The sequence below is a fragment of the Pseudomonas sp. MD330_10 genome, from assembly GCF_042610415.1.
Lineage (GTDB): Bacteria > Pseudomonadota > Gammaproteobacteria > Pseudomonadales > Pseudomonadaceae > Aquipseudomonas > Aquipseudomonas rhodesiae.
Genome location: NZ_JBHGZU010000010.1, coordinates 183582 through 204243, shown reverse-complemented (window position 1 = coordinate 204243; position 20662 = coordinate 183582). Strand labels below are relative to the sequence as shown.

The 20662-nt window shown below is 62.7% G+C and carries 20 protein-coding genes; 11 read left to right on the top strand and 9 right to left on the bottom strand.

Features of this window, described 5'->3' with window-relative positions; translation table 11 throughout:
- Nucleotides 1–19 precede the first annotated feature (19 nt).
- Nucleotides 20–526 (top strand): GAF domain-containing protein, encoded by a 507-nt coding sequence (locus tag ACFZPT_RS17645; protein ID WP_034098156.1) that lies wholly within the window; start codon nucleotides 20–22, stop codon nucleotides 524–526.
- Between the two features lie 90 nt (nucleotides 527–616).
- Nucleotides 617–3169, top strand: coding sequence for an EAL domain-containing protein (locus ACFZPT_RS17640; protein ID WP_034113876.1), 2553 nt, complete (start codon nucleotides 617–619; stop codon nucleotides 3167–3169).
- A gap of 9 nt (nucleotides 3170–3178) precedes the next feature.
- Here the strand turns inward: ACFZPT_RS17640 and ACFZPT_RS17635 are convergent, their stop codons facing one another.
- On the bottom strand, nucleotides 3179–4000 hold the full coding sequence (locus tag ACFZPT_RS17635) for a helix-turn-helix domain-containing protein (protein ID WP_034113878.1): 822 nt from the start codon (nucleotides 3998–4000) through the stop codon (nucleotides 3179–3181).
- A gap of 101 nt (nucleotides 4001–4101) precedes the next feature.
- Here ACFZPT_RS17635 and ACFZPT_RS17630 point away from each other — a divergent pair, with 101 nt between their 5' ends.
- Nucleotides 4102–5313 (top strand): MFS transporter, encoded by a 1212-nt coding sequence (locus ACFZPT_RS17630; protein ID WP_034098162.1) that lies wholly within the window; start codon nucleotides 4102–4104, stop codon nucleotides 5311–5313.
- Between the two features lie 106 nt (nucleotides 5314–5419).
- On the top strand, nucleotides 5420–6580 hold the full coding sequence (locus ACFZPT_RS17625; protein WP_034098163.1) for a GGDEF domain-containing protein: 1161 nt from the start codon (nucleotides 5420–5422) through the stop codon (nucleotides 6578–6580).
- Nucleotides 6581–6639: 59 nt separating this feature from the next.
- On the opposite strand, the gene ACFZPT_RS17620 is transcribed toward ACFZPT_RS17625, so the two are convergent.
- Nucleotides 6640–6954, bottom strand: coding sequence for a DUF2834 domain-containing protein (locus ACFZPT_RS17620; protein WP_034113880.1), 315 nt, complete (start codon nucleotides 6952–6954; stop codon nucleotides 6640–6642).
- 83 nt (nucleotides 6955–7037) lie between these two features.
- On the opposite strand from ACFZPT_RS17620, the gene ACFZPT_RS17615 reads away from it, so the two are divergent.
- Together ACFZPT_RS17615 and ACFZPT_RS17610 are read left to right on the top strand one after the other, a co-directional pair.
- The gene (locus ACFZPT_RS17615) at nucleotides 7038–7826 is read left to right on the top strand and encodes a helix-turn-helix domain-containing protein (RefSeq protein WP_034113881.1); all 789 of its coding nucleotides are present in this window, start codon (nucleotides 7038–7040) and stop codon (nucleotides 7824–7826) included.
- 54 nt (nucleotides 7827–7880) lie between these two features.
- On the top strand, nucleotides 7881–9590 hold the full coding sequence (locus tag ACFZPT_RS17610) for an amidase (protein WP_034113882.1): 1710 nt from the start codon (nucleotides 7881–7883) through the stop codon (nucleotides 9588–9590).
- A 29-nt stretch (nucleotides 9591–9619) separates the two neighbouring features.
- Here ACFZPT_RS17610 and ACFZPT_RS17605 read toward each other — a convergent pair whose 3' ends face one another.
- Together ACFZPT_RS17605 and ACFZPT_RS17600 are read right to left on the bottom strand one after the other, a co-directional pair.
- Complete coding sequence (locus ACFZPT_RS17605; RefSeq protein ID WP_034113883.1) at nucleotides 9620–10357, bottom strand: CPBP family intramembrane glutamic endopeptidase; 738 nt, start codon at nucleotides 10355–10357, stop codon at nucleotides 9620–9622.
- Complete coding sequence (locus ACFZPT_RS17600) at nucleotides 10354–10587, bottom strand: DUF6434 domain-containing protein (protein WP_034113884.1); 234 nt, start codon at nucleotides 10585–10587, stop codon at nucleotides 10354–10356. Before ACFZPT_RS17600 ends, ACFZPT_RS17605 begins: the two co-directional genes overlap by 4 nt.
- A gap of 243 nt (nucleotides 10588–10830) precedes the next feature.
- On the opposite strand from ACFZPT_RS17600, the gene ACFZPT_RS17595 reads away from it, so the two are divergent.
- Nucleotides 10831–11262 carry a nuclear transport factor 2 family protein gene (locus ACFZPT_RS17595; RefSeq protein WP_034113885.1) on the top strand — a complete coding sequence of 144 codons (432 nt, stop codon included), beginning with the start codon at nucleotides 10831–10833 and terminating at the stop codon, nucleotides 11260–11262.
- A 24-nt stretch (nucleotides 11263–11286) separates the two neighbouring features.
- On the opposite strand, the gene ACFZPT_RS17590 is transcribed toward ACFZPT_RS17595, so the two are convergent.
- The gene (locus ACFZPT_RS17590; RefSeq protein ID WP_034114316.1) at nucleotides 11287–12612 is read right to left on the bottom strand and encodes a PLP-dependent aminotransferase family protein; all 1326 of its coding nucleotides are present in this window, start codon (nucleotides 12610–12612) and stop codon (nucleotides 11287–11289) included.
- An 89-nt stretch (nucleotides 12613–12701) separates the two neighbouring features.
- Here ACFZPT_RS17590 and ACFZPT_RS17585 point away from each other — a divergent pair, with 89 nt between their 5' ends.
- The 3 genes from ACFZPT_RS17585 (at nucleotide 12702) to yghX (ending at nucleotide 15112) form a co-directional block, all read left to right on the top strand.
- The gene (locus ACFZPT_RS17585) at nucleotides 12702–13586 is read left to right on the top strand and encodes a DMT family transporter (protein WP_034113886.1); all 885 of its coding nucleotides are present in this window, start codon (nucleotides 12702–12704) and stop codon (nucleotides 13584–13586) included.
- A 99-nt stretch (nucleotides 13587–13685) separates the two neighbouring features.
- Complete coding sequence (locus ACFZPT_RS17580) at nucleotides 13686–14180, top strand: PaaI family thioesterase (protein WP_034113887.1); 495 nt, start codon at nucleotides 13686–13688, stop codon at nucleotides 14178–14180.
- Nucleotides 14181–14224: 44 nt separating this feature from the next.
- Nucleotides 14225–15112, top strand: a complete 888-nt coding sequence (gene yghX, locus ACFZPT_RS17575; RefSeq protein WP_379555682.1) for a YghX family hydrolase — start codon at nucleotides 14225–14227, stop codon at nucleotides 15110–15112.
- A 93-nt stretch (nucleotides 15113–15205) separates the two neighbouring features.
- Here the strand turns inward: yghX and ACFZPT_RS17570 are convergent, their stop codons facing one another.
- A complete protein-coding gene (locus tag ACFZPT_RS17570; protein ID WP_034113890.1) occupies nucleotides 15206–16390 on the bottom strand; it encodes a DUF2252 family protein in 1185 nt (394 codons plus the stop codon).
- 84 nt (nucleotides 16391–16474) lie between these two features.
- A complete protein-coding gene (locus ACFZPT_RS17565) occupies nucleotides 16475–17353 on the bottom strand; it encodes a LysR family transcriptional regulator (protein WP_034113891.1) in 879 nt (292 codons plus the stop codon).
- Nucleotides 17354–17487: 134 nt separating this feature from the next.
- On the opposite strand from ACFZPT_RS17565, the gene ampC reads away from it, so the two are divergent.
- Nucleotides 17488–18630, top strand: a complete 1143-nt coding sequence (gene ampC, locus ACFZPT_RS17560) for a class C beta-lactamase (protein ID WP_034098190.1) — start codon at nucleotides 17488–17490, stop codon at nucleotides 18628–18630.
- Nucleotides 18631–18658: 28 nt separating this feature from the next.
- On the opposite strand, the gene ACFZPT_RS17555 is transcribed toward ampC, so the two are convergent.
- The gene (locus tag ACFZPT_RS17555) at nucleotides 18659–19936 is read right to left on the bottom strand and encodes an ATP-binding protein (protein ID WP_034113892.1); all 1278 of its coding nucleotides are present in this window, start codon (nucleotides 19934–19936) and stop codon (nucleotides 18659–18661) included.
- Nucleotides 19937–20644 carry a winged helix-turn-helix domain-containing protein gene (locus ACFZPT_RS17550; protein ID WP_034098194.1) on the bottom strand — a complete coding sequence of 236 codons (708 nt, stop codon included), beginning with the start codon at nucleotides 20642–20644 and terminating at the stop codon, nucleotides 19937–19939. It lies immediately after the preceding gene.
- Nucleotides 20645–20662: the final 18 nt, after the last annotated feature.

Below are 20662 nucleotides of genomic sequence, written 5' to 3'. Positions count from 1 at the left end.
CGCCTTTGGAGTGTTCAGCATGCTTTCCAGCGTCACCGCACCACTGTCATTGCTCAGCCCAGAAGAACGCGCCGCCATCGCCGAAATCGAAGCCACTACCAGCATCCTGCAACTCGTCACCCGCCTGACCGGCATGCGCTTTGCCGGCATCGCCAAATTCACCGACCTGGAATGGGTCGTGTGCTCGGTGCATGACCCTTTCGACATGGGCATCCACCCGGACGACGTGCTCGATCTGGAAACCACCCTGTGCAGCGAGTTTTGCATCAACCCGCAGACCCTGTTCATTCCCCAGGTCAGCCAGAACGGCCGCTTCGCCGCGCGCCCGGTGGTCAAGCAGTACGCCATCGAGAGTTACGCCGGCACGCCCATCTTCCTACCCGATGGCCGCCTGTTCGGTGCGCTGTGTGCGCTGGACTCCAAGGCGATGCTGTTCGACGACCCCAACCTGGCCGAAACCCTTAGCCTGTTTGCCCGCCTGATCGGCTGCATCTTCTTCGCCAACCTGACGGCCCATGAGCGCTAGTCGAAGCTGCGCCTGAGCGGCTAAATATTTCGCCGAGGGCGCCGATAGCCTGTCATATCCATGACTTGCAGCGACGCTCTGCGGGAAATAATGCCGAATACTCTAGCCCCTATCGTCCGTACCCTGTCCACCCGCACCAGCCTGTCGCTGACCCGCACGTCACTGCTCAATTTCATGGCCTTGCTGGCCTGTGTATTCGCGGCGGCGGCTTACTCGCTGGTGTACATCGCCCACGATCTGGACCACACCGAACAGTCGGAAAGCGCTTTTTATACGCGCAAAGCCGTGCAATCGATGGAGAAGTCCCTGCGCCTGACCGTCAAGGACTATGCGTTCTGGAGCGATGCCTACAAGCACCTGCACGTCACGGTAGACACCGATTGGGCCTTCGTGCGTGAAAACGTCGGGCCGACGCTGTATCAGGACTTCGGCTTCCAGGGGCTGTTTGTGGTCGACGATGCAGACCGCACGGTGTATGCGGTGGTCGAGGGCCAGATGCAACACCTCGAACTGAGCCAATGGCTGGAGCAGCCTATGGCCCAGATTCTGGAACAGGCCCGCGCCGGCGCCGATGAAGAAATCCCGGTGACGCGGTTTATAAATGTGCGTGGCACCCCAACACTGATAGCCGCTGCGGCGATTACCCCCGGCACCGACCCCACCGTGGAAAAAGACGGCCGAAAGCCTTCTGTGCTGGTGTTTGTAGACCTGCTCACCGCCGACAAACTGGCCCTGATCGGCAATGAGTTCGGCATTCACAATCTGCACATCGCCACGCCTGACGACATCGGCAATGTGTTGCTGGTGCCCCTGGGTAACAACGGCGACGCCGGCAGCCTGCATTGGGAGCCGGAGCGCCCCGGCCTGCGGCTGATGGCGGTCGGTCTGCCGCTGCTGGGCCTGGCGGCGCTGCTGGTGTGTCTGATGGCCTGGGTGATTTCCCGCCGGGCCACGGCGGCGGCGCAGGCGCTGGACGCCAGCCACGCCTCGCTGCAAGACAGCCAGAATGCCTTGGCCACCAGCGAAGCGCGATTTCGCGATGTGGTGGAGGCCAGTTCCGATTGGGTCTGGGAGATCGATGGCCACTGGCGGTTCACCTACCTGTCGGAACGTTTTCAGAGCGTCACCGGCCTGGACCGTCACGCCTGGATCGGCGCGCCCATGCTCGACCTGCTTGGCTCCGAGGCCGGCGTGCTCTCGCAATGGCTGGGCAGCCCGGACCGGCATCCAGACCTCAGCGTGCAGTGTCGTTACCTAGACGCTCAGGGCCAGGAACGCATGACGCGCCTGGCCGCGCGACAAATGCCTTGCGGCGGCTTCCGTGGCACCGCCACCGACGTCACCGAAGAGGTCGAGGCCCGGCGGCGCATCGAGTTCCTGTCCCAACACGACGCCCTCACCGGGCTGGCCAACCGCACGCGGCTGCAAGCCTTCCTCAATGGCAAGCTCAAGACCCTGCCGTCGCCTGACCACCCGCTGGTAATGCTCAGCCTCGACCTGGACCGCTTCAAACCGGTCAACGACCTGCTGGGGCATGCCGCCGGCGACCGGGTGCTCAACGAAGTATCCCGGCGCCTGGCCGATTGCGTGCGCCACGGCGACTTGGTGGCCAGGGTCGGCGGTGACGAATTCGTGCTGATCCTCAGCGATGCCGGCAACCAGGACGAAGTCGAGAACCTGTGCCGGCGCCTGATTGCCTCCATCGAACAAGCCGTGCGTATCGATGAGCAGGAAGTGTTTATCAGCGCCAGCATCGGCATCGCGCTGGCGCCCAACGACGCCAAAGACGTTACCGAACTGCTGCGCTATGCAGATATCGCGCTGTACGAAGCCAAGTCCGCCGGGCGCAGTACTTGGCGCTTTTATTCCGGCGAAATGAACACGCGGATCATCGAGCGGCGCCGCCTGGAAAGCGATCTGCGGTTCGCGATCAAGCATGCAGAACTGCGTTTGCACTTCCAGCCGCGCTATCGCATCGTCGACGGGCAAATGGTCGGGGCCGAAGCCCTGGTGCGCTGGCAGCACCCGGTGCGCGGCCTGATCGCGCCGGACACGTTTATTCCGATTGCCGAAGAGTCCGGGCTGATCCTGGCGCTGAGCGACTGGGTCTTGGAAACCGCCTGCGCCTATGCTGCGCGCTGGCCCGACCTGTTGTTTGTGTCGGTCAACCTGTCGCCCACCGAGTTCCGGCGCGGCAACCTGGTGGAACGCGTGAGCCTGGCGTTGCAGGCGTCGGGGATCGACCCGGCGCGGGTCGAGCTCGAAATTACCGAGAGCGTGATGCTCGAAGATGCCGCCGTTGCGCTGGAGGTGATGCACGCCCTCAAGCAGCTCGGCGTGCGCATCGCCATGGATGATTTCGGCACCGGCTATTCGTCCCTCAGCTACCTGCGCGCGTTCCCGTTCGACGGGCTGAAGATCGACCGCAGCTTCCTCAATCGTCTGGAAGAAAGCGAGGACGATAAAGCCATTATTCAGGCCATCGTCGGCCTGGGTCGCGCGCTGTCGTTGACGGTGACCGCCGAAGGCATCGAGACCGCCGAGCACTTGGCGATGCTTAAATCGGTGGCCTGCGACGAAGGCCAGGGCTACTACCTGAGCCGCCCGCTGGATATCACTGCGTTCCATGGTTTGCTGGGCTGACCCGCCGAGCTAGGTGAAAAACTGACTCGGCGTCTTGCCGAATTGCTTTTTGAACATGCTGGTGAAGGCGCTGGGGCTTTCGTAGCCCAGCGTCAGGGCCACGTCGATAATCTTCTCGCCCAGCGCGATGCGCTCCAACGCCAACAACAGGCGCGCCTGTTGGCGCCATTGGCCGAAGGTCATGCCGGTGTCCTTGCGGAACAGACGCTGGATGGTTTTCTGGTCCAGCGCCAGGCGCGCGCTCCAGTCGGCCACGGTGGATGCATCGCCCGGATCGTGTTGCCAGACCGCGCAGATCTGCTGGATACGCGAATCGGCCGGCTGCGGCAGCGACAGCGGCAAGGCCGGTAACAGGGCCAGTTCATCCAGAATCAGGTGCATGATGCGCGCATCCCGCGAATCCTCGGCGTACGGCGGTTTAAGGCTGACCGATGCCTTGATCAGCTCGCTCAGCAGTGGTGAGATGCTCACCGCTTTGGTCTCGCTCGGCAAATTCGGGAAGCTGCCGGGGCGCACGAATACGCTGCGCATTTTCAGCGCGCCCACACAGCGCAGGGAGTGAACGTGGCCGCTGGGCATCCAGAAACCGCGATGGGGCGGTACCGTCCACTGGTTGTGCGCCGAACGCACGACCATCACGCCCTCGGTGGCGTACAGCAGTTGGTGCTTCTCATGACTGTGGTCGGGGATCACCCAGTTTTCCGGGTAGTCGGTGGCCGAACTGATGACGGCCCAGTCGCCTTCATCGATCTCCCGCAAGAATGTATCCAGTGATTTGATCATTTCGCCCTTTTTGCGATGATTGCTGCCCCAATTTCGCGAGACAGGCATTTGCGCCGAATCTAGCATAAACACCGCGTCTAGATATGGAGCAGCGGTTCATAGCACCGCTGCCCGCTTTCACTGTTTGCTGCCTTGTATGGAATGCCTGCATGTCGACCCTGACCGCCTCACCTGCCGCCGCCTCAAGCCCACCCCAAGCCAGCCCACTGGTGTTGCGCGTTATTGGCGCGTGCGCCCTGGCGCACTTGATCAATGACCTGATCCAGGCCGTGCTGCCGTCGATCTACCCGATGCTCAAGGCCAACTATGGGCTGAGCTTTACTCAGGTGGGCATGATCACCCTCACCTTCCAACTCACCGCGTCGCTGTTGCAGCCGTGGATCGGCTATCACACCGACCGGCACCCCAAGCCGTGGCTGCTGCCGGCCGGCATGGTATGCACCTTGGTCGGCATCCTGCTGCTGGCGTTTGTCGGCAGCTTTCCGGCGATCTTGTTGGCCGCGGGCCTGGTGGGTGTGGGCTCGTCGACCTTTCACCCGGAAACCTCACGCGTTGCGCGCCTGGCCTCGGGCGGGCGCTACGGCCTGGCGCAATCGACCTTCCAGGTCGGCGGCAACACCGGCAGCGCATTCGGCCCACTGCTGGCGGCGGCGATCATCATCCCGTACGGCCAGGACCATATCGCCTGGTTCGGCCTGTTTGCCGTATTCGCCATCGGTGTGCTGTATGGCTTGAGCCGCTGGTACCGCAACCACCTCAACTTGTTCAAGCTCAAGCAAGGCAGCCAGGCCACCCATGGTCTGTCCAAAGGCCGCGTGACCTTCGCTTTGGTGGTGTTGGCGGTACTGGTGTTTTCCAAGTACTTCTACATGTCCAGCCTGACCAGCTACTTCACCTTCTACCTGATCGAAAAATTCCAGCTGTCGGTGGCCAACTCCCAGTTGTACCTGTTCCTGTTCCTCGGCGCGGTGGCGGCGGGCACGTTCTTCGGCGGGCCGATCGGCGACCGCATCGGGCGTAAGAAGGTCATCTGGTTCTCGATCCTCGGCGCCGCGCCGTTCACCTTGGCCCTGCCCTACGTCGACCTGTTCTGGACCGCCGTGCTCAGCGTGGTGATCGGCTTTATCCTGGCCTCGGCGTTCTCGGCCATCGTGGTGTTCGCCCAGGAACTGGTGCCGGGCAATGTGGGCATGATCGCCGGTATCTTCTTTGGCCTGATGTTCGGCTTCAGTGGGATCGGCGCAGCCTTGCTCGGCCTGCTGGCGGACAACCACGGCATCGAATATGTCTACAAGCTGTGCTCGTTCCTGCCGCTGGTGGGGATACTCACGGTGTTGCTGCCGTCGACCAAAGGGGTGTGACCGCCGGCCATCGGATGGCGGTATGCCATTACGGTTTGTGTTCTGAAAAACCTGTGTGTGCGCTTACAATTCGCGTTTAAACGCACACCAGGCAGTTCTGCACGCTATGACGCTCGACCCTCCCACGATTCTGGCCCTGACCGTAGCCCTGGCGGCCGCGGCTGCGCTTTACCTGTTGATTGAATGGCGCAGTGTGCGCGAACCGTCCTTGCTGTATTGGAGCGCCGGTTTCGCCACCATCACCGTCGGCTCCACCCTGGCGCTGCTGCGCATAAACGGCTACCTGGTGATCGGCATCTGGTTCGCCAACGGTTTGCTGGTGAGCGCACATTTTCTGTTTTTGCTCGGGGTGGCGCGGTTCACCCAGGTGCGCCTTTCACCGCTTTGGGCACTGATGCTGGTGGTGTGGCTTGGCATGCTGATGCTCCCGGCCGACCTGCCGTGGTCCAAAGCCATGTTGGCGGTGCAGTCGCTGTTGGTGGCCTTGCCGACCTTGCGCGCCAGTTTCCTGCTGCGTCCCCATGGCAAATCCCTGAGCGTCGGTGCGGTGCAACTGCGCTATGTGTTGCTGATTCACGGCGCCTTCTACGTGGCCAAGGCCGTGTCGGTGGTGATCCCCGGCACATTGATCGACCTGGCGGCCTTCAAGGGCGAAATCATCCAGGTGTCCCTGGTGGAAGGCGCCATGGCGATCATGCTGATCGCGTTGTCCATGACCGGCTCGGAACGCTACCGCCGCGAACAGCACATCGCCCGCCTCGCCGCCCGCGACCCACTCACCGCCCTCTACAACCGCCGCGCCCTCGACCTGCGCGCACCACGCCTGCTGGCCCAGGCCTCGGCGGCGCAACCGGGGGCGTTGCTGCTGATCGACATCGATCATTTCAAAGGCGTCAACGACTTGCACGGCCACACCGCCGGTGACCGGCTGTTGATAGCATTGAGCGAAATGATCCGCAGCGTCACCCCCGACGGCGCCCTCGCCGCGCGCCTGGGCGGCGATGAATTCGTCATCCTGCTCAACGCCACCAGCGCCGAGCGGGTCGTCGACCTGGGCAACCGCCTGCGCGGGCAATTCCAGCAACTGGCCGGCCAACACTTCGCCACGCCGCAACCGGTCACGCTGAGCATCGGTGCCCTGCTCTTCGAGCAACCACCGGCCAGCCTGGCGGCGTTGATCGAACAGGGGGATGCCACGCTGTATGAATCCAAGCGAGGTGGGCGTGACCGGATTCAGTTGGTGAGTGGGACGGGGGCTGGCGCTTGAAGCGCCGACTGTTGTGCTGAGCCTGTTCGCTACCGCAAGCAGCATCTGCCAGACCGGAGCTATCTGCGCGCCGGCGGAGTAAAACCCTTCACCACGAGATACAACAACGGCCCCACCGATACGAATACCGCCGTCAGCAGCCAGTACGGCAGCACCGACATCATCGGCCGCCCACGCCGACGCGTATCGCGATACATCCACACGCACGCCAGCACCGCCATCAAGTACAGGTCAATAACCACCTGCGCCGTGTCCGGGCGCGACAGCAGTTCCCGGCCAAAAGCCCATAGCGATTGCTCGGCGGTGAGCAGGATCACAAGTGTATACAGGGAAAACCCCAGCAACGCGGCGAGGGCAGTGAAAGGTTTGTGCATGGTCTGCTCCGTGATGTGATCGAGCGCTACCCTAGTGATAAGGTGACGCTCCTCGCAATGACCAAGGAGGTCATGAATTGTCCATGGACACCCCTTTGACTGCCGGCGCACAGCTGCGCCAATTACGCCGCCGCGCCAAGCTAAGCCAGTTGGAACTGGCGCTGATCACCGGAGTGTCCCAGCGCCATCTCAGTTGCGTCGAAACCGGTCGCGCCAAAGCCAGCCCCGGCACTTTGCATAACCTGCTGACCGCGCTGGACGTACCGCTGGAGCAGTGCAACCGCGTGTTCCTGGCCGCCGGCTACGCACCTCGCTACAACGCCACCCCGCTTGCCGCGCCCGGCATGGCGGCGATTCGCGAAGCCGTCAGCCATGTGCTGCACGCCAACAACCCCGCGCCGGCGATCCTGTTAGGCAGTCATTGGGAGGTACTGGCCGCCAATGCAAGCACCGGGGTGTTGTTTGAACTGGTCGGGATCGCGCCCCCAGCCACTGACGGCCTGAACCTGCTGGCCACCCTGCTACAACCGGGCGGCCTGGGCGACCACTTGATTAATGCCGAAGAGATCCGCAACGTGGCTTGGCAACGCGCCAGTCGTGAAGCACTGGGTAACCCGGGGTTGGCCGCGCTGCTGGACGGTTTGCCGGCGCCGGACGTCACCGAATTGCCAGCGTCTATGCCGCCGCTGGTGTTGACGCGCATCCGTTCGCGTCGGGGCGGGTTGAACTTTCTATCGACCTTCACCACCTTCGGCATGCCCCAGGACATTACCCTCACCTCCTTACGCATCGAACACCTGATCCCCGCCGATGCGCACACTTGGGAAGTAATGCGCGGCGCCTATGCGCACTATTCCGCGCTGGTTTTGTGAAATATCTGTCCGTAGACTGCCGCCATACCTCCCATCTGAAGGCGGCGAAAAAACGTGATGCAAGTTACCGAAGTTTCCATTGCCCAACTGCGCGCGGCGCTTGAATCCGGCCAGACCACTGCCGTTGAACTGGTCAAGGCTTACCTGGCGCGGATCGATGCCTATGACGGCCCGCAAACGGCTACCGCACTTAACGCTGTGGTGGTACGCAATCCCCAGGCTCTGGAAGAGGCCCAGGCGTCCGATGCGCGCCGGGCCAAGGGCGAAACACTCGGACCGCTGGATGGCATTCCTTACACGGCCAAGGACAGTTACCTGGTCAAAGGCCTGACAGCGGCCTCCGGTAGCCCGGCGTTCGCCAAGTTAGTGGCCTATCGCGACGCGTTCACCATCGAACGCCTGCGCGCCGGGGGGGCCATCTGCCTGGGCAAGACCAATATGCCGCCGATGGCCAATGGCGGCATGCAGCGCGGTGTGTACGGCCGCGCTGAAAGCCCCTACAACGCCGATTACCTCACCGCGCCGTTCGCCTCCGGTTCGTCCAATGGCGCCGGCACCGCGACAGCAGCCAGCTTCGCCGCGTTCGGCCTGGCTGAAGAAACCTGGTCGAGCGGCCGCGGCCCGGCCTCCAACAATGGCCTGTGCGCATACACGCCTTCCCGTGGGGTGATTTCGGTGCGCGGCAACTGGCCGTTGACCCCAACCATGGACGTGGTGGTGCCGTTTGCGCGCACCATGGCTGACCTGCTGGAAGTGCTTGATGTGGTGGTCGCCGAAGACCCCGATACCCGTGGCGACCTGTGGCGCCTGCAACCCTGGGTGCCGATCCCCAGCGTCGCCTCGGTGCGCCCAGCGTCCTACGCACAATTGGCCGCCAGCCCGTCGGACCTGGCCGGCAAGCGCTTTGGCGTGCCGCGCATGTACATCAATGCCGACCCGGACGCCGGCACCAGCGAAAAACCCGGCATCGGTGGCCCGACCGGGCAGAAGATCCACACCCGTGCCAGCGTGATCGATCTATGGCAGGCCGCGCGCCAAGCCTTGGAAGCAGCCGGCGCGGAAGTGATCGAGGTGGATTTCCCGCTGGTCTCCAACTGCGAAGGCGACCGCCCGGGCGCACCCACAGTGTTTACCCGTGGCCTGGTGTCCAAGCAGTTCCTGCACGATGAACTGTGGGAGCTTTCCGCCTGGGCCTTTGACGATTTCCTGCGGGCCAATAACGACCCGGCACTCAACCGCCTGGCGGACGTTGATGGCCCGCAGATCTTCCCCCATGACCCCGGCACCTTGCCCAACCGCGAAGACGACCTCGCCGCCGGCATGGACGAGTACGTACGCATGGCCCAGCGCGGCATCACGCCATGGAATGAAATCGCCAGCGTGCCCGACGGCCTGCGCGGCCTGGAACAAACCCGGCGCATCGACTTGGAAGACTGGATGGACAACCTCGGCCTCGACGCGGTGCTGTTCCCCACCGTGGCCGACGTTGGCCCGGCGGACGCGGATGTCAACGAAACCAGCGCCGACATCGCCTGGAGCAACGGCATCTGGGTGGCCAACGGCAACCTCGCCATCCGCCACCTGGGCGTGCCCACCGTCACCGTGCCGATGGGCGTGATGGCGGATATCGGCATGCCGGTGGGGCTGACATTTGCCGGGCGGGCGTACGATGACTCGGCGTTACTGCGCCTCGCCTCGGCCTATGAAGCAACCGGCAGCAAACGCCTGATCCCGCCGCGCACCCCACCACTGAACACACACTAACGGGTTCGATGCCTCGAACGCATTTCACGTCAGGCCACGTAGGGCACGGCAATCAGCAGGATTGCCGTGCCATGGCAGGCGGTTGCAGGCACTACCCCATAACGCATGCGCACCAGGGCACAGGCCAACCCTTCCACAAGGGTAAACAGCAGCACAGGCCATCCCAGTTGGGTCACGCTAAGGGCCAGGAAACTATGGCACGCGGCGAAGGCCACGCCGCTGATCAAGGCCGCACGAATCGGCGCGACCTGCTGCTCCAGGTGGCCCTGTAAAAAACCGCGAAACAGCACTTCCTCCAACGCGTTGGCGCCGTAAGCCAACACGATCATGCCCGGCAACCACAGCCAATAGCCTGGGATCTGTTGGGCGTCGATCCCTTGGTAGGCACGCAATGGCACGCCGATCAGACATCCCACCGCCAACCCCATCAACAACCCCGTTAAGCGGGTTCCTCGGTACCACACCACCAGTGCCCACAACTGCGGGGCCACGCGCGCAAGGCCTGCGATCAGCAGCAACGACAGCCCGCCTAACGTCGCGAGCACGACCGGGTTCGCGCTGAACGCGATCTGCATCTCGCTGCCAAGGGCCCACATGCGCAGCGGCGTCATTGCATCGCGCATCAGCACAAATGCCGCCAGCAGAATCAGAATGCGCATAGCCACCAGCGTTCTGGGGGTGAGCGCGAACCACAAGCCGAATAACAAAAGGCCTGGCGCCAGGTACGCTCCAAAGTCCAGCAGAACCACGATTGCCTGGGCGATCATCGGTTCTCAAGCGCCGACCTGTTCACACCGTGCAAACGACACCACTGATCGGCTACGTCGCCCAAAGTGCTGGGTTCGCCGCTACGAAGCCACGCCATAAAGGCCCGGTCGAACTTAAACGTCGCCCCACACTGATCACGCATAAAACGCCGAACGTTCTGGGTGCTTTTGTATTGCGCGGTGATGGGGGTGGCGCGGGTGAGAACGTCACGATGCCAGTCAATGTCCATTTTGAATCTCGGCTGAGTGATATTAAGGCGCTAGCATAACGGTGCGCGGTCCGCACAGGAAAGCACCAAGCCCTGAAAACCTTTCGACACCCACTGTTAGGACGTCACATAAATAAATCCCCTCATACATCTCTCTATTTTTCTAGATAATCCAAATTTTACTTTCCATCCCAAGCTGATTTATTGCATGGTTGTACGACGACTTAATCGTCGTCTCGCCTCCATAACAATAAGGACCTCTCCATGCAAAACATCAAAGTGCTGATCGGCTTTCTATGTCTGTTCAGCGGCTACGTCGCCGCCGGCCCTGCCGCCGACGACCAGGATGTAGCCCAAGCCGTCGACCACCTGACCCAAGCCATGCTGCATAAAGACATCAAGCAATTGCAGGCCCTCACCGCCGAGAAGCTGACCTACGGCCACTCCAGCGGCAAGATCCAGAACAAACAGGAATTTATCGCCGACATCGAAACCGGCCGCAGCGGCTTCAAGACCCTGGAAATGCAGAAGCAGACCATCACCTTGAACGGCGATACGGCATTGGTACGCAACCACTTTCACGCCCAAGCGGTGAACAGTGGCGTCGAGGTGCCGACCGATATCGAGAACTTCCAGGTTTGGCAGAAGCAAAAAGGCCACTGGCTGCTGATCGGTCGGCAAGCGTTCAAGTTCTGACACACCCGGTGAGCCCAGCGCGGCTCACCACGCCACGATGTTGCGCACCTTGAGCAACGCCTCGCGCAGCGCCGGCATGTCCACCGACCCCAGGGCCAGGCGCAGCGCATGGGGCACATGGGTCGAGACCGCGAACGGCTCGGCGGTGGACACCGACACGCCCTGGCGCTGCAAGGCCATTGCCACTTGATCGGCGCGAGCGTCTTCGGCCAGCGGTAACCACAAAAAATACGAAGACGGATGACAGGTGTAATCCAACCCCTTGAGCACCTGTGCCGCCAACGCCTGCCGCGCCTTGGCGTCCTCGCGCTTTTGCGCTTCCAACTGAGCCACAGTGCCGTCTTCCAGCCAGCCCACGGCGATGGCGCTCATGATGCCGGGCACATTCCAGGTGGTGGCCATCACCCTGCGCTCCAGCGCGCCGACCCACGCCGGCGGTGCCGCGACAAACCCCACGCGTAAACCGGTGGCGACACTCTTGGATAACCCGCCGACATAGACAGTGCGCTCCGGCGCCAGGCTGGCAACCGGCGGCGGTGCGTCTTCGGCGAGAAACGCGTAGGCCGCATCCTCGATGATCATCAGATTGTGCTGGCGGGCGATGTCCACCAACCGCTCGCGCTGCGTCAGGTCCATCACCCAACCGAGTGGGTTATGTAGGGTCGGCATGCTGTACACCGCGCGCACCGGGCGGCGGCGGCACAACTGCTGCAGAGCGGCCAGGTCCGGACCGTAGGCAGTGACCGGCAGGGCAAGGATTTCCAGATGCAGGGTTTCGGCCAGCACCTTGAACCCCGAGTAAGTCAACGCATCGACGGCAATCACATCGCCCGGTTTGAGCAGCGCCATCATGGTCACCGCCAGGCCATGTTGCGCACCGCTGACCACCAGCACCTGTTCGGCCGCCACCGCTAAGCCGCGACTAAGCAAGTGCCGAGCGACGGCGGCGCGCTCGTGTATACGGCCGGCATGGGGCTGGTAACGCAGTAAGGCTTCCAGGTCGCCGGACAGCGCCAACTGGCGCAGAGCCGTGCGCAGCAGGTCGGCCTGGCCGGGCAAGGACGGATAGTTGAAATTCAGATCGAGCAGGCCCGCCGCCACGTTCATCTGCCCACTGCCCTGCCCCGGCGGCAAGGCGATTTCACGGACAAAAGTGCCCCGTCCCGTTTCGCCACTGACCAGGCCCATGGCCTCCAACTCAGTGTACACGCGGCTCGCCGTTGCCAGCGCCAAGCCATGTTCGGCGGCCAACTGACGGTGCGTAGGCAGCCGAGTTCCGGGCGCCAACGCACCTGAGCGGATGGCGTGGGCGAAGCGGTCGACCAGCAGTTTGTAACGGGCTCGCGGCATGGCGCCTGTATCCATGACAATTTTTTGATTGTCCCAATCCTCGCTCCTAGGATGACGCCCACGCAACTTCTCTTTTTCAGGCAGACCTTATGGAACGTTCCCTCGACACCCCGGACACCCGCACCCAGGGCTGGATCAACGGTTTTATCGGCGTGGTGATCTTCAGTGGTTCACTGCCGGCCACGCGCCTGGCGGTGATGGAATTCGATCCAGTGTTCCTGACCATGATCCGCGCCACCCTCGCCGCGCTGCTGGCGGTGTTGCTGCTACGGGTATTCAAGGAGAAACGGCCCACCCGCCAGCAGTGGCTGCCTCTGGCGATCGTCTCGCTGGGCGTGGTGATCGGTTTCCCCCTGCTCACCGCCATGGCGTTGCAATACGTGACCTCCGCCCACTCCATCGTGTTTATCGGCTTGTTGCCGCTGGCCACTGCGGTGTTTGCGGTGTGGCGCGGTGGGGAGCGGCCGCGCCCGGTGTTCTGGTTGTTTTCGCTGCTGGGCAGCGCATTGGTGGTGGGTTACGCCTTGTCGCAGGGCCTGACCGCCGCTCCGGCTGGCGATTTGCTGATGCTGCTGGCGGTGCTGGTGTGCGGCCTGGGGTATGCCGAGGGCGCCACGTTGTCGCGCAGCCTCGGCGGTTGGCAGGTGATCTGTTGGGCACTGGTGGTGGCACTGCCAGTGGTGGCGCCGCTGAGCCTTTTACTGGCGCCGTCGAGCGTCTCCGGGATCAGCCTGTCGGCGTGGCTGAGCCTGGGCTACGTGGCGTTGTTCAGCATGCTGATCGGCTTCGTATTCTGGTATCGCGGCCTCGCCCAGGGCGGTATTGCGGCTGTCGGCCAGTTGCAGTTGCTGCAACCGTTCTTCGGCCTGGCGCTGGCGGCTGGGTTGCTGCATGAACAGGTCAGCCTGGGCATGCTGCTGGTGACGCTCATGGTGATCGCATGTGTGGCGGGCGCCAGGCGCTTTGCGCGGTGATCCGTCGTCGCGCAGCGGCACCATTAGCTCAGCGTTTTATTCCCATTCGTCGTTTGTCCTGCTAAACAGAGCTATCACCACAAAATAAAAGGATGCGACATGCACGCCCCTTCACTGCAGGACACTACCGCGCCGGAAGGCGTCTGCTACGGCTGCGGCAGCAGCAACCCCCATGGTTTGCATATCAAGAGTCGCTGGGACGAAGACCGCATCCATGTGATCGCCGAGTATCAGCCCGACGCTCGCTATTGCGGCTGGCCGGACCTGGTCTATGGCGGCCTGATCGCCATGCTGGTGGACTGCCACTCCAACTGGACCGCCATGGCCTATCACTATCAGGCCGAACAGCGCGAACCCGGCAGCCTGCCGCGTATCGACTGCGTCACCGGCAACCTGGGTATCAAATTCATCAAGCCCACCCCCATGGGCGTGCCGCTGACGTTGCGTGCGCGGGTCGAGGGCGAAGTCGGGCGCAAAACCCAGGTAATCTGCGAGGTGTACTCCGGCGATGTGCTCACGGCCATCGGTGATTCGGTGTTCGTGCGCGTCGATACCGGCCAATTGGCTGCCGCTGCCCACGGTCGCAACGACTGAACCTGGGCTACCCTCACTGCCATCGCTTATTGAGGACTGCACTAATGGAACGTCTGACCGCCAAAGACTTCGCTCCCGAACTGCTGGAACTCTATGACGGCTATGCCCACGGCACGATCAACCGCCGCGAATTTCTCGACCGCGCCGCGCTGTTCACCTTGGGCGGGCTGACCGCATCGGCGCTGCTGGCGGCGCTGAGTCCTAACTATGCCCTGGCCGAACAGGTGAAATTCACTGACCCGGCCATCGTCGCCGACTACATCACCTACTCCTCGCCCCAAGGCCACGGCACGGTACGCGGCTATCTGGTGCGCCCGGCCAATGCCAGCGGCAAACTGCCGGCGGTGGTGGTGGTGCATGAAAACCGCGGCTTGAACCCTTATATCGAAGACGTCGCGCGACGCCTGGCCAAGGCCGGTTTCATCGCCCTGGCGCCGGACGGTCTCACATCGGTCGGCGGCTACCCCGGCAATGACGAAAAAGGCAAAGCGCTGCAAGAGAAAATCGACCCGACCCGACTGATGAACGACTTCTTCGCCGCCATCGACTGGCTGATGAAACACGACAGCAGCACCGGCAAAGTCGGCATCACCGGTTTCTGCTACGGCGGCGGCGTGACCAATGCGGCGGCGGTGGCCTACCCCGACCTGGGCGCGGCGGTGTCGTTCTACGGGCGCCAACCGGGCGCCAAGGACGTCGCGCGTATCAAGGCGCCGATCATGCTGCACTTCGGCGAGCTGGACACGCGAATCAACGAAGGCTGGCCGGCCTATGAGCAAGCGTTGAAAGCGGCCGGGACGACCTATGAGGCGTATATCTACCAGGGCGCCAACCATGGGTTTCACAACGATTCGACACCGCGCTATGACGAAGCGGCGGCGAACCTGGCGTGGGAGCGCACCTTGGGGTGGTTTCGCAAATACCTGGCGTGAGATCGACTGTCAGCGGGGGCTGCCTGCCGAAAGCTAGCACATGCAACGCTTGTGATGAGCAGGCTTGCCCTGCTCATCACGGCACGCTGAGGATCAGTGTTCCAGAGCATATCGCCGGCAATGGTTGAGGTAGCCTTGTTCATGGCTGCCCACCAGTTGCACCACGCTCGTCCATAGCCATGACGGCGCATCCAGTTGTCGGGTGCGGTTTTCCTGGAGCACTGCCATCCATGCTTTGCGGGTGGCGCGATCCATCTGGCGGGCGTGGGCGATGCCGACTACGCGGGCCAGATAACCGGCAGCGTGCATGGCATCGGTTTCGCTCAGTTCATCCAGCTCCAACTTCATGTCCTGGGGCAGCAGTTCGCGGATAAAAAAGCCGTGATCCAGAAAACGCGTCGCCACCATGCGCTCGCCCAATCCTGGCGATAGATGGCGTGCGCCTTCGACCACGCGACGACCATTGTCCCGAGGCATCTTCGCCCGCGGCGCTCGGGGTGCGGCTGCGCCAACGGCTTCCTTGATATCGATCAGGCAGTATTCCTGATCATCTTTGTCACCCACGCCGAGCAATACCGCATAGCGCATCAGGCCAAGGGAACTGCAGCCTTTTACCCAATATGCAGAGTCCAGCAGTTCAACCTTGGCATCCTTTGGCCGACCTTTAAGCGAGGTGACCAACTGGTGAATGTCATCCGAGGCGCAGACGTGCTCCAACGCGCTTTTTTCCGCGCGCGACAGCGACCAGAAGTGTTTGCCCAAGGGGATCGTCGGCCGCACGCTTTCGATCCGTTCCCGCGCCAGATTCTTCCAGGTGCGTGCCACTGCGCTGCGCATGCCGGCCTTGACCTGGGAGGGGCGCGGCGGGGCTTCATCCGGCTTGTCTTTGAAGGCTTGCTCGTAACCCAGCATCATTTCTTCGAGCATGCGCGCAGTGGTCACACCTGGCAGGTCCGAACCCCGCGCGGCGGTGGCCAGGGACAGGGCCAGGCGCACCAGATCATGGGCCGGGTTGCCGATCACCGTTTGGTCGAGGTCGCGGATATGCATGTCGATACGGCCGTTGTTGTCGCCGGTCGGGCCCAGGTTGCCGGCGTGGCAGTCGCCGCAGATCCAGATCGCCGGTCCATGGGGCAAGCGGCGCCCCGGCAGGCTGTGCAGCCACTCGTAAAACTGTACGGTGCTGCCGCGCACATAGGCGTGAGCCGAGCGCGCCATCTTCAGATTGCGCAGTTGAGTCAGGTGCGGCATGCGAGCGGAGGGGCGTGGAATTTTCATGAACAGCCTCAGGTGGGGCCACAGTAGATCGCAGCGCCCGGGAGAATGTTTCATTTTGTTTCAAGATAATGGCACTAGGACAGCTCAGACGTCGCCGGATTGCACTTGCAACCACTCCTTGAACGCCAACATTGCCGAGGTTTCGGCCCGCGATTGCAGGCGCGTCAGCCAGTAACTGCCGGTGTTGATGCCGACATCGAAAGGCTGGCGGATCAGATCGTTCTCCAGTTGCCGCGTGAACATCAGCGCCGGTGCCAACGCAACGCCGATGCCTTGCAGCGCCGCATCCATCATCGCCAGGGAGGAGTCGAACACGATGCTGCGCGGCACCAGGGTGTCGACGGGCAAACCCGCAGCGTGAAACCACAGGCTCCACTCATCGGCGCGATAGGAGCGCAGCAGCGTGTGTTTCAACAGGTCGTGTGGCGTATGCAGTTGCTCGGCGATCGCGGGGATGCACAGCACCGTCAGCGGCGCTTCCAGCAGATGGCAGGCATCGGTGCCATGCCAGGCGCCGGCACCGAAACGTACTGCGTAGTCCAAGCCTTCGGCGGCCACGTCGACACGGTTGTTATGGGTGGACAAGCGCAGGTCGATAAGCGGGTAGCGGGCCTGGAAGTCGGCCAGGCGCGGCAACAGCCAGCCTACCGCGAAGGTGCCCACCGCGCCCACAGTCAGCACTTCGCGGTAATGCCCGCCTTCGAACTGGCCCAAAGTCTGGGCAATGCGATCGAAGGATTCACGCAGCACCGGCAGCAGGGTTTCGCCTTCGCGGGTGAGCATCAGCCCGCGCGGCAAGCGTTTGAACAAAGTCACATTGAGTTGCGCCTCCAGGCTTTTTACCTGATGGCTGACCGCCGCCTGGGTCACGCACAGCTCAATGGCGGCGCGGGTGAAGCTCAAGTGCCGGGCCGAGGCTTCGAAGGCACGCAAGGCATTGAGGGGCAGATGGGAACGCAACATGGGTTTGAGCCCCAATTTTTCTAATGGCAGGTGCGAGATATGATCGTTTGTCGACCGAATGAAATCCACCTAGATTTGCGGCGCCTGCGCAGGCCTTTATTGTTATCGCGACACTTATAGGGAAGCCAACCACCATGCGTCACTACGCACACACCCTCGTTCTTTCTGCACTGCTGCTCGGCGCGGGCAGTTGCATCGCCAGTACCGACCTGCGCCCCGTGGTCAACGCCAGCATCGAGCCGCTGATGCGCCAGCAAGGCATCACCGGCCTTTCGGTCGCGGTGATTCACCAAGGCCAGGTGCAATACTTTAATTACGGCCTTGCCTCCCGAGAAACCCAACAGCCGGTCAGCGAAAACACGCTATTTGAAGTGGGTTCGGTCAGTAAAACCTTCGCCGCCACCCTGGGCGGCTACGCCCAAGCCACCGGCAAACTCACGCTATCGGACAAGGCCAGCCAGCACCTGCCGGCCCTAAAGGGCAGCGCTTTCGAGCAGATCAGCCTGTTGCAACTGGCCACCTACACCGCCGGCGGTTTGCCGTTGCAGTTCCCCCAAGCCGCTGACACTGCAGGCGGCATGCTCAACTACTTCCAGCACTGGAAACCCACCTATGCGCCCGGCGCACAGCGGCTGTATTCCAACCCCAGCATCGGCCTGTTCGGGTATCTGGCCGCGCAAAGCCTAGAGCAGCCGTACAACGTCGCCATGGAGCAAACACTGCTGCCCAAACTGGGCCTGAAACACACCTATGTGAACGTGCCAAAGGCGCAAATGGCCCTTTACGCCCAAGGCTATGACAAACAGGACAAGCCCGTGCGCGTCAGCCCCGGCGCGCTGGACAGCGAAGCCTATGGCATCAAGACCAGCGCCCACGACCTCGCACGCTACGTCCAGGCGAACATGCACCCGCAAACCCTGGAACAGCCGCTGCAACAGGCCATCGCCACCACCCATAGCGGTTATTACCGCGTGGACGGCATGACCCAGGCCCTGGGCTGGGAGTACTACCCCTACCCCATTTCGCTGCAAGCGTTGATCGACGGCAACTCCACGCCCATGGCCCTGCAACCCCATGCAGCCAGCTGGTTCACCCAGCCCCAGGCGCAACCGGCCAATGTGCTGTACAACAAAACCGGCTCCACCAGCGGGTTTGGCGCGTACGTGGCGTACGTACCGAGCCAGGACAAAGGCGTGGTGATCCTGGCGAACAGGAACTACCCGAACGCCGAACGGGTGAAAGTGGCACATGCCATCTTGAGTGCCCTGGCCCCATAACGCACTCAGGCGGGCGTGGTTCTGCGGGTTATTCGGCGTACGCCCAGGTCATGCGAAACGACGCCCCGCCCCATTCCGAATCCCGCACCTCGACCTGCCCGCCGTGCCACTGTGACACCCGCTGCACCAAGGCCAGCCCCAGGCCGAAGCCGCCGGTGCGGCGGTCGCGGCTGGCGTCCAGGCGCATGAAGGGTTGGAAGATTTTCGCGCGGCCGCCCTCAGGCACGCCGGGGCCGTCGTCACACACGCGCACTTCATAACCGTTACCGAATGCGAGCAGTGACACGTGCACCCGGCGTTCGGCGTAACGAATGGCGTTGCGCAACAGGTTGATCACCGCGCGGGCCATAAAGCGCGGTTCGATCTGGATAAAATCCACCTCGCACACGCGCAACGATAACTGCACACCGGCCGCCTCGGCCTCCAGCGCCACGCTGCCGATCACGCTGTCGAGCCAGCTGTGGGCTTCGATGCGCTCGCGGGTGACCTGGGTGGCGCCGCGTTCCAGGCTGGCGTAGGTGAGCAACTCCGAGACCATCTCTTCCAGTTCGCCGAGGTCTGCGTACATGTCGGCAATCAGTTCGCCGCGTTGGCGCGGGTCGGCCTGTTGCTTGAGCTGGTCGAGCTCGAACGACAACCGCGCAATCGGTGTACGCAATTCGTGGGACACGGCGTTGGTGAGTTCGCGCTGATTGGCGATCAGGCTTTCGATGCGTTCGGCCATCTGGTTGAAGTGGCCGGCCAGCTCGCGCACGGTGGAGCGGCGCGGCAGCAGGATGCGTGAGCCCAGGTCGTTATCGCCGAAACGCTGGGCAGCCAGGCGGATGTGTTCCAGGTCGCGCCAATGCGGGCGTACCCAAAAATACAGCACAAGGGCCAGGCACACCCCGAGAAGACCATAGGCCCACAGGTACAGCCATTTGGGTTCTTCCGGCAGTTTGATCTCCAGCAACTGCGGGCCAGCGTCGATAGCGGCGAGGAACTCCTTGAAGTCGCCACGCACCACCAGCAGGCCCTGAGCCAGCAGCGCTTGCTCTCGGGAGGTTAGCGCCTGGATGTCTTTGTGCACCAATTGCAGACGCAGCCCATAGTGCGCTTGCAGTTCGGCGAGCCGGGCCTGGCGCTGTGCACTGGGTAATGGCCGCAGTTGTTCGACCACGCCATACGCCGGGCCACGCATGGCCTCGCGGTTGTAGGTTTCGTTGGCGTCGGGCAGCAGCTCGTCGAAGGTGTAGTTGACCAGCCAGATTGCGCCTGCCAGGCCCAACGCCAGGATCAGATATAAACGCAGGTACAGCCGCAGCACCTAGACCTCCCACGCAAATGGATTGAACAGGTAGCCCTTGCCCCAGATGGTCTTGATGCACACCGGTTCGCGAGGGTTGTCGTTGAGCTTAGCGCGCAGCTTGCTGATGTACACGTCGACACTGCGGTTGAGGCCATCGAAGGCGATGCCGCGCATGCGGTTGAGGATGTCATCGCGCGACAGGATGCTGCCAGCATTGCTGGCCAGCAGCCAGAGCAGCTCGAACTCCATGGTGGTCAGGTCGATGCGCTCGTCCCCTAGGCTGACCACCCGGCAACTGCGGTCGATGGCCAACCGGCCGAACGCTAGGGCTCCGCGCACCGTAGGCTCCGGCGCCTGGCGGCGTTGCAATGCACGCAGGCGCGCCAGCAGCACCGGTGGTTTGATCGGTTTGATCACGTAGTCGTCGGCACCGGACTCCAAGCCCAAGATATGGTCCAGATCGTCCTCTTTGGCGGTGAGGATCACGATGGGCGTGTCCGACACCCGGCGGATCTCGCGGCACACCTGCAAGCCACTCTGGCCCGGCAGCATCAAATCGAGCACCACCATCTTTGGCGTGAAGTCTAGAAAGGCCGCCAGGGCCTCGTCGCCCCGGTGTACCACGCGCACGTCAAAGCCATGCTGCGACAAAAAATGTGCGATCAGCCCTGCCAGCCGCTCGTCGTCCTCGACAAGCAGGACCTTGCCCAGCCCCAGGTTTTCCATAGGTTCTCAGTTGCAAAC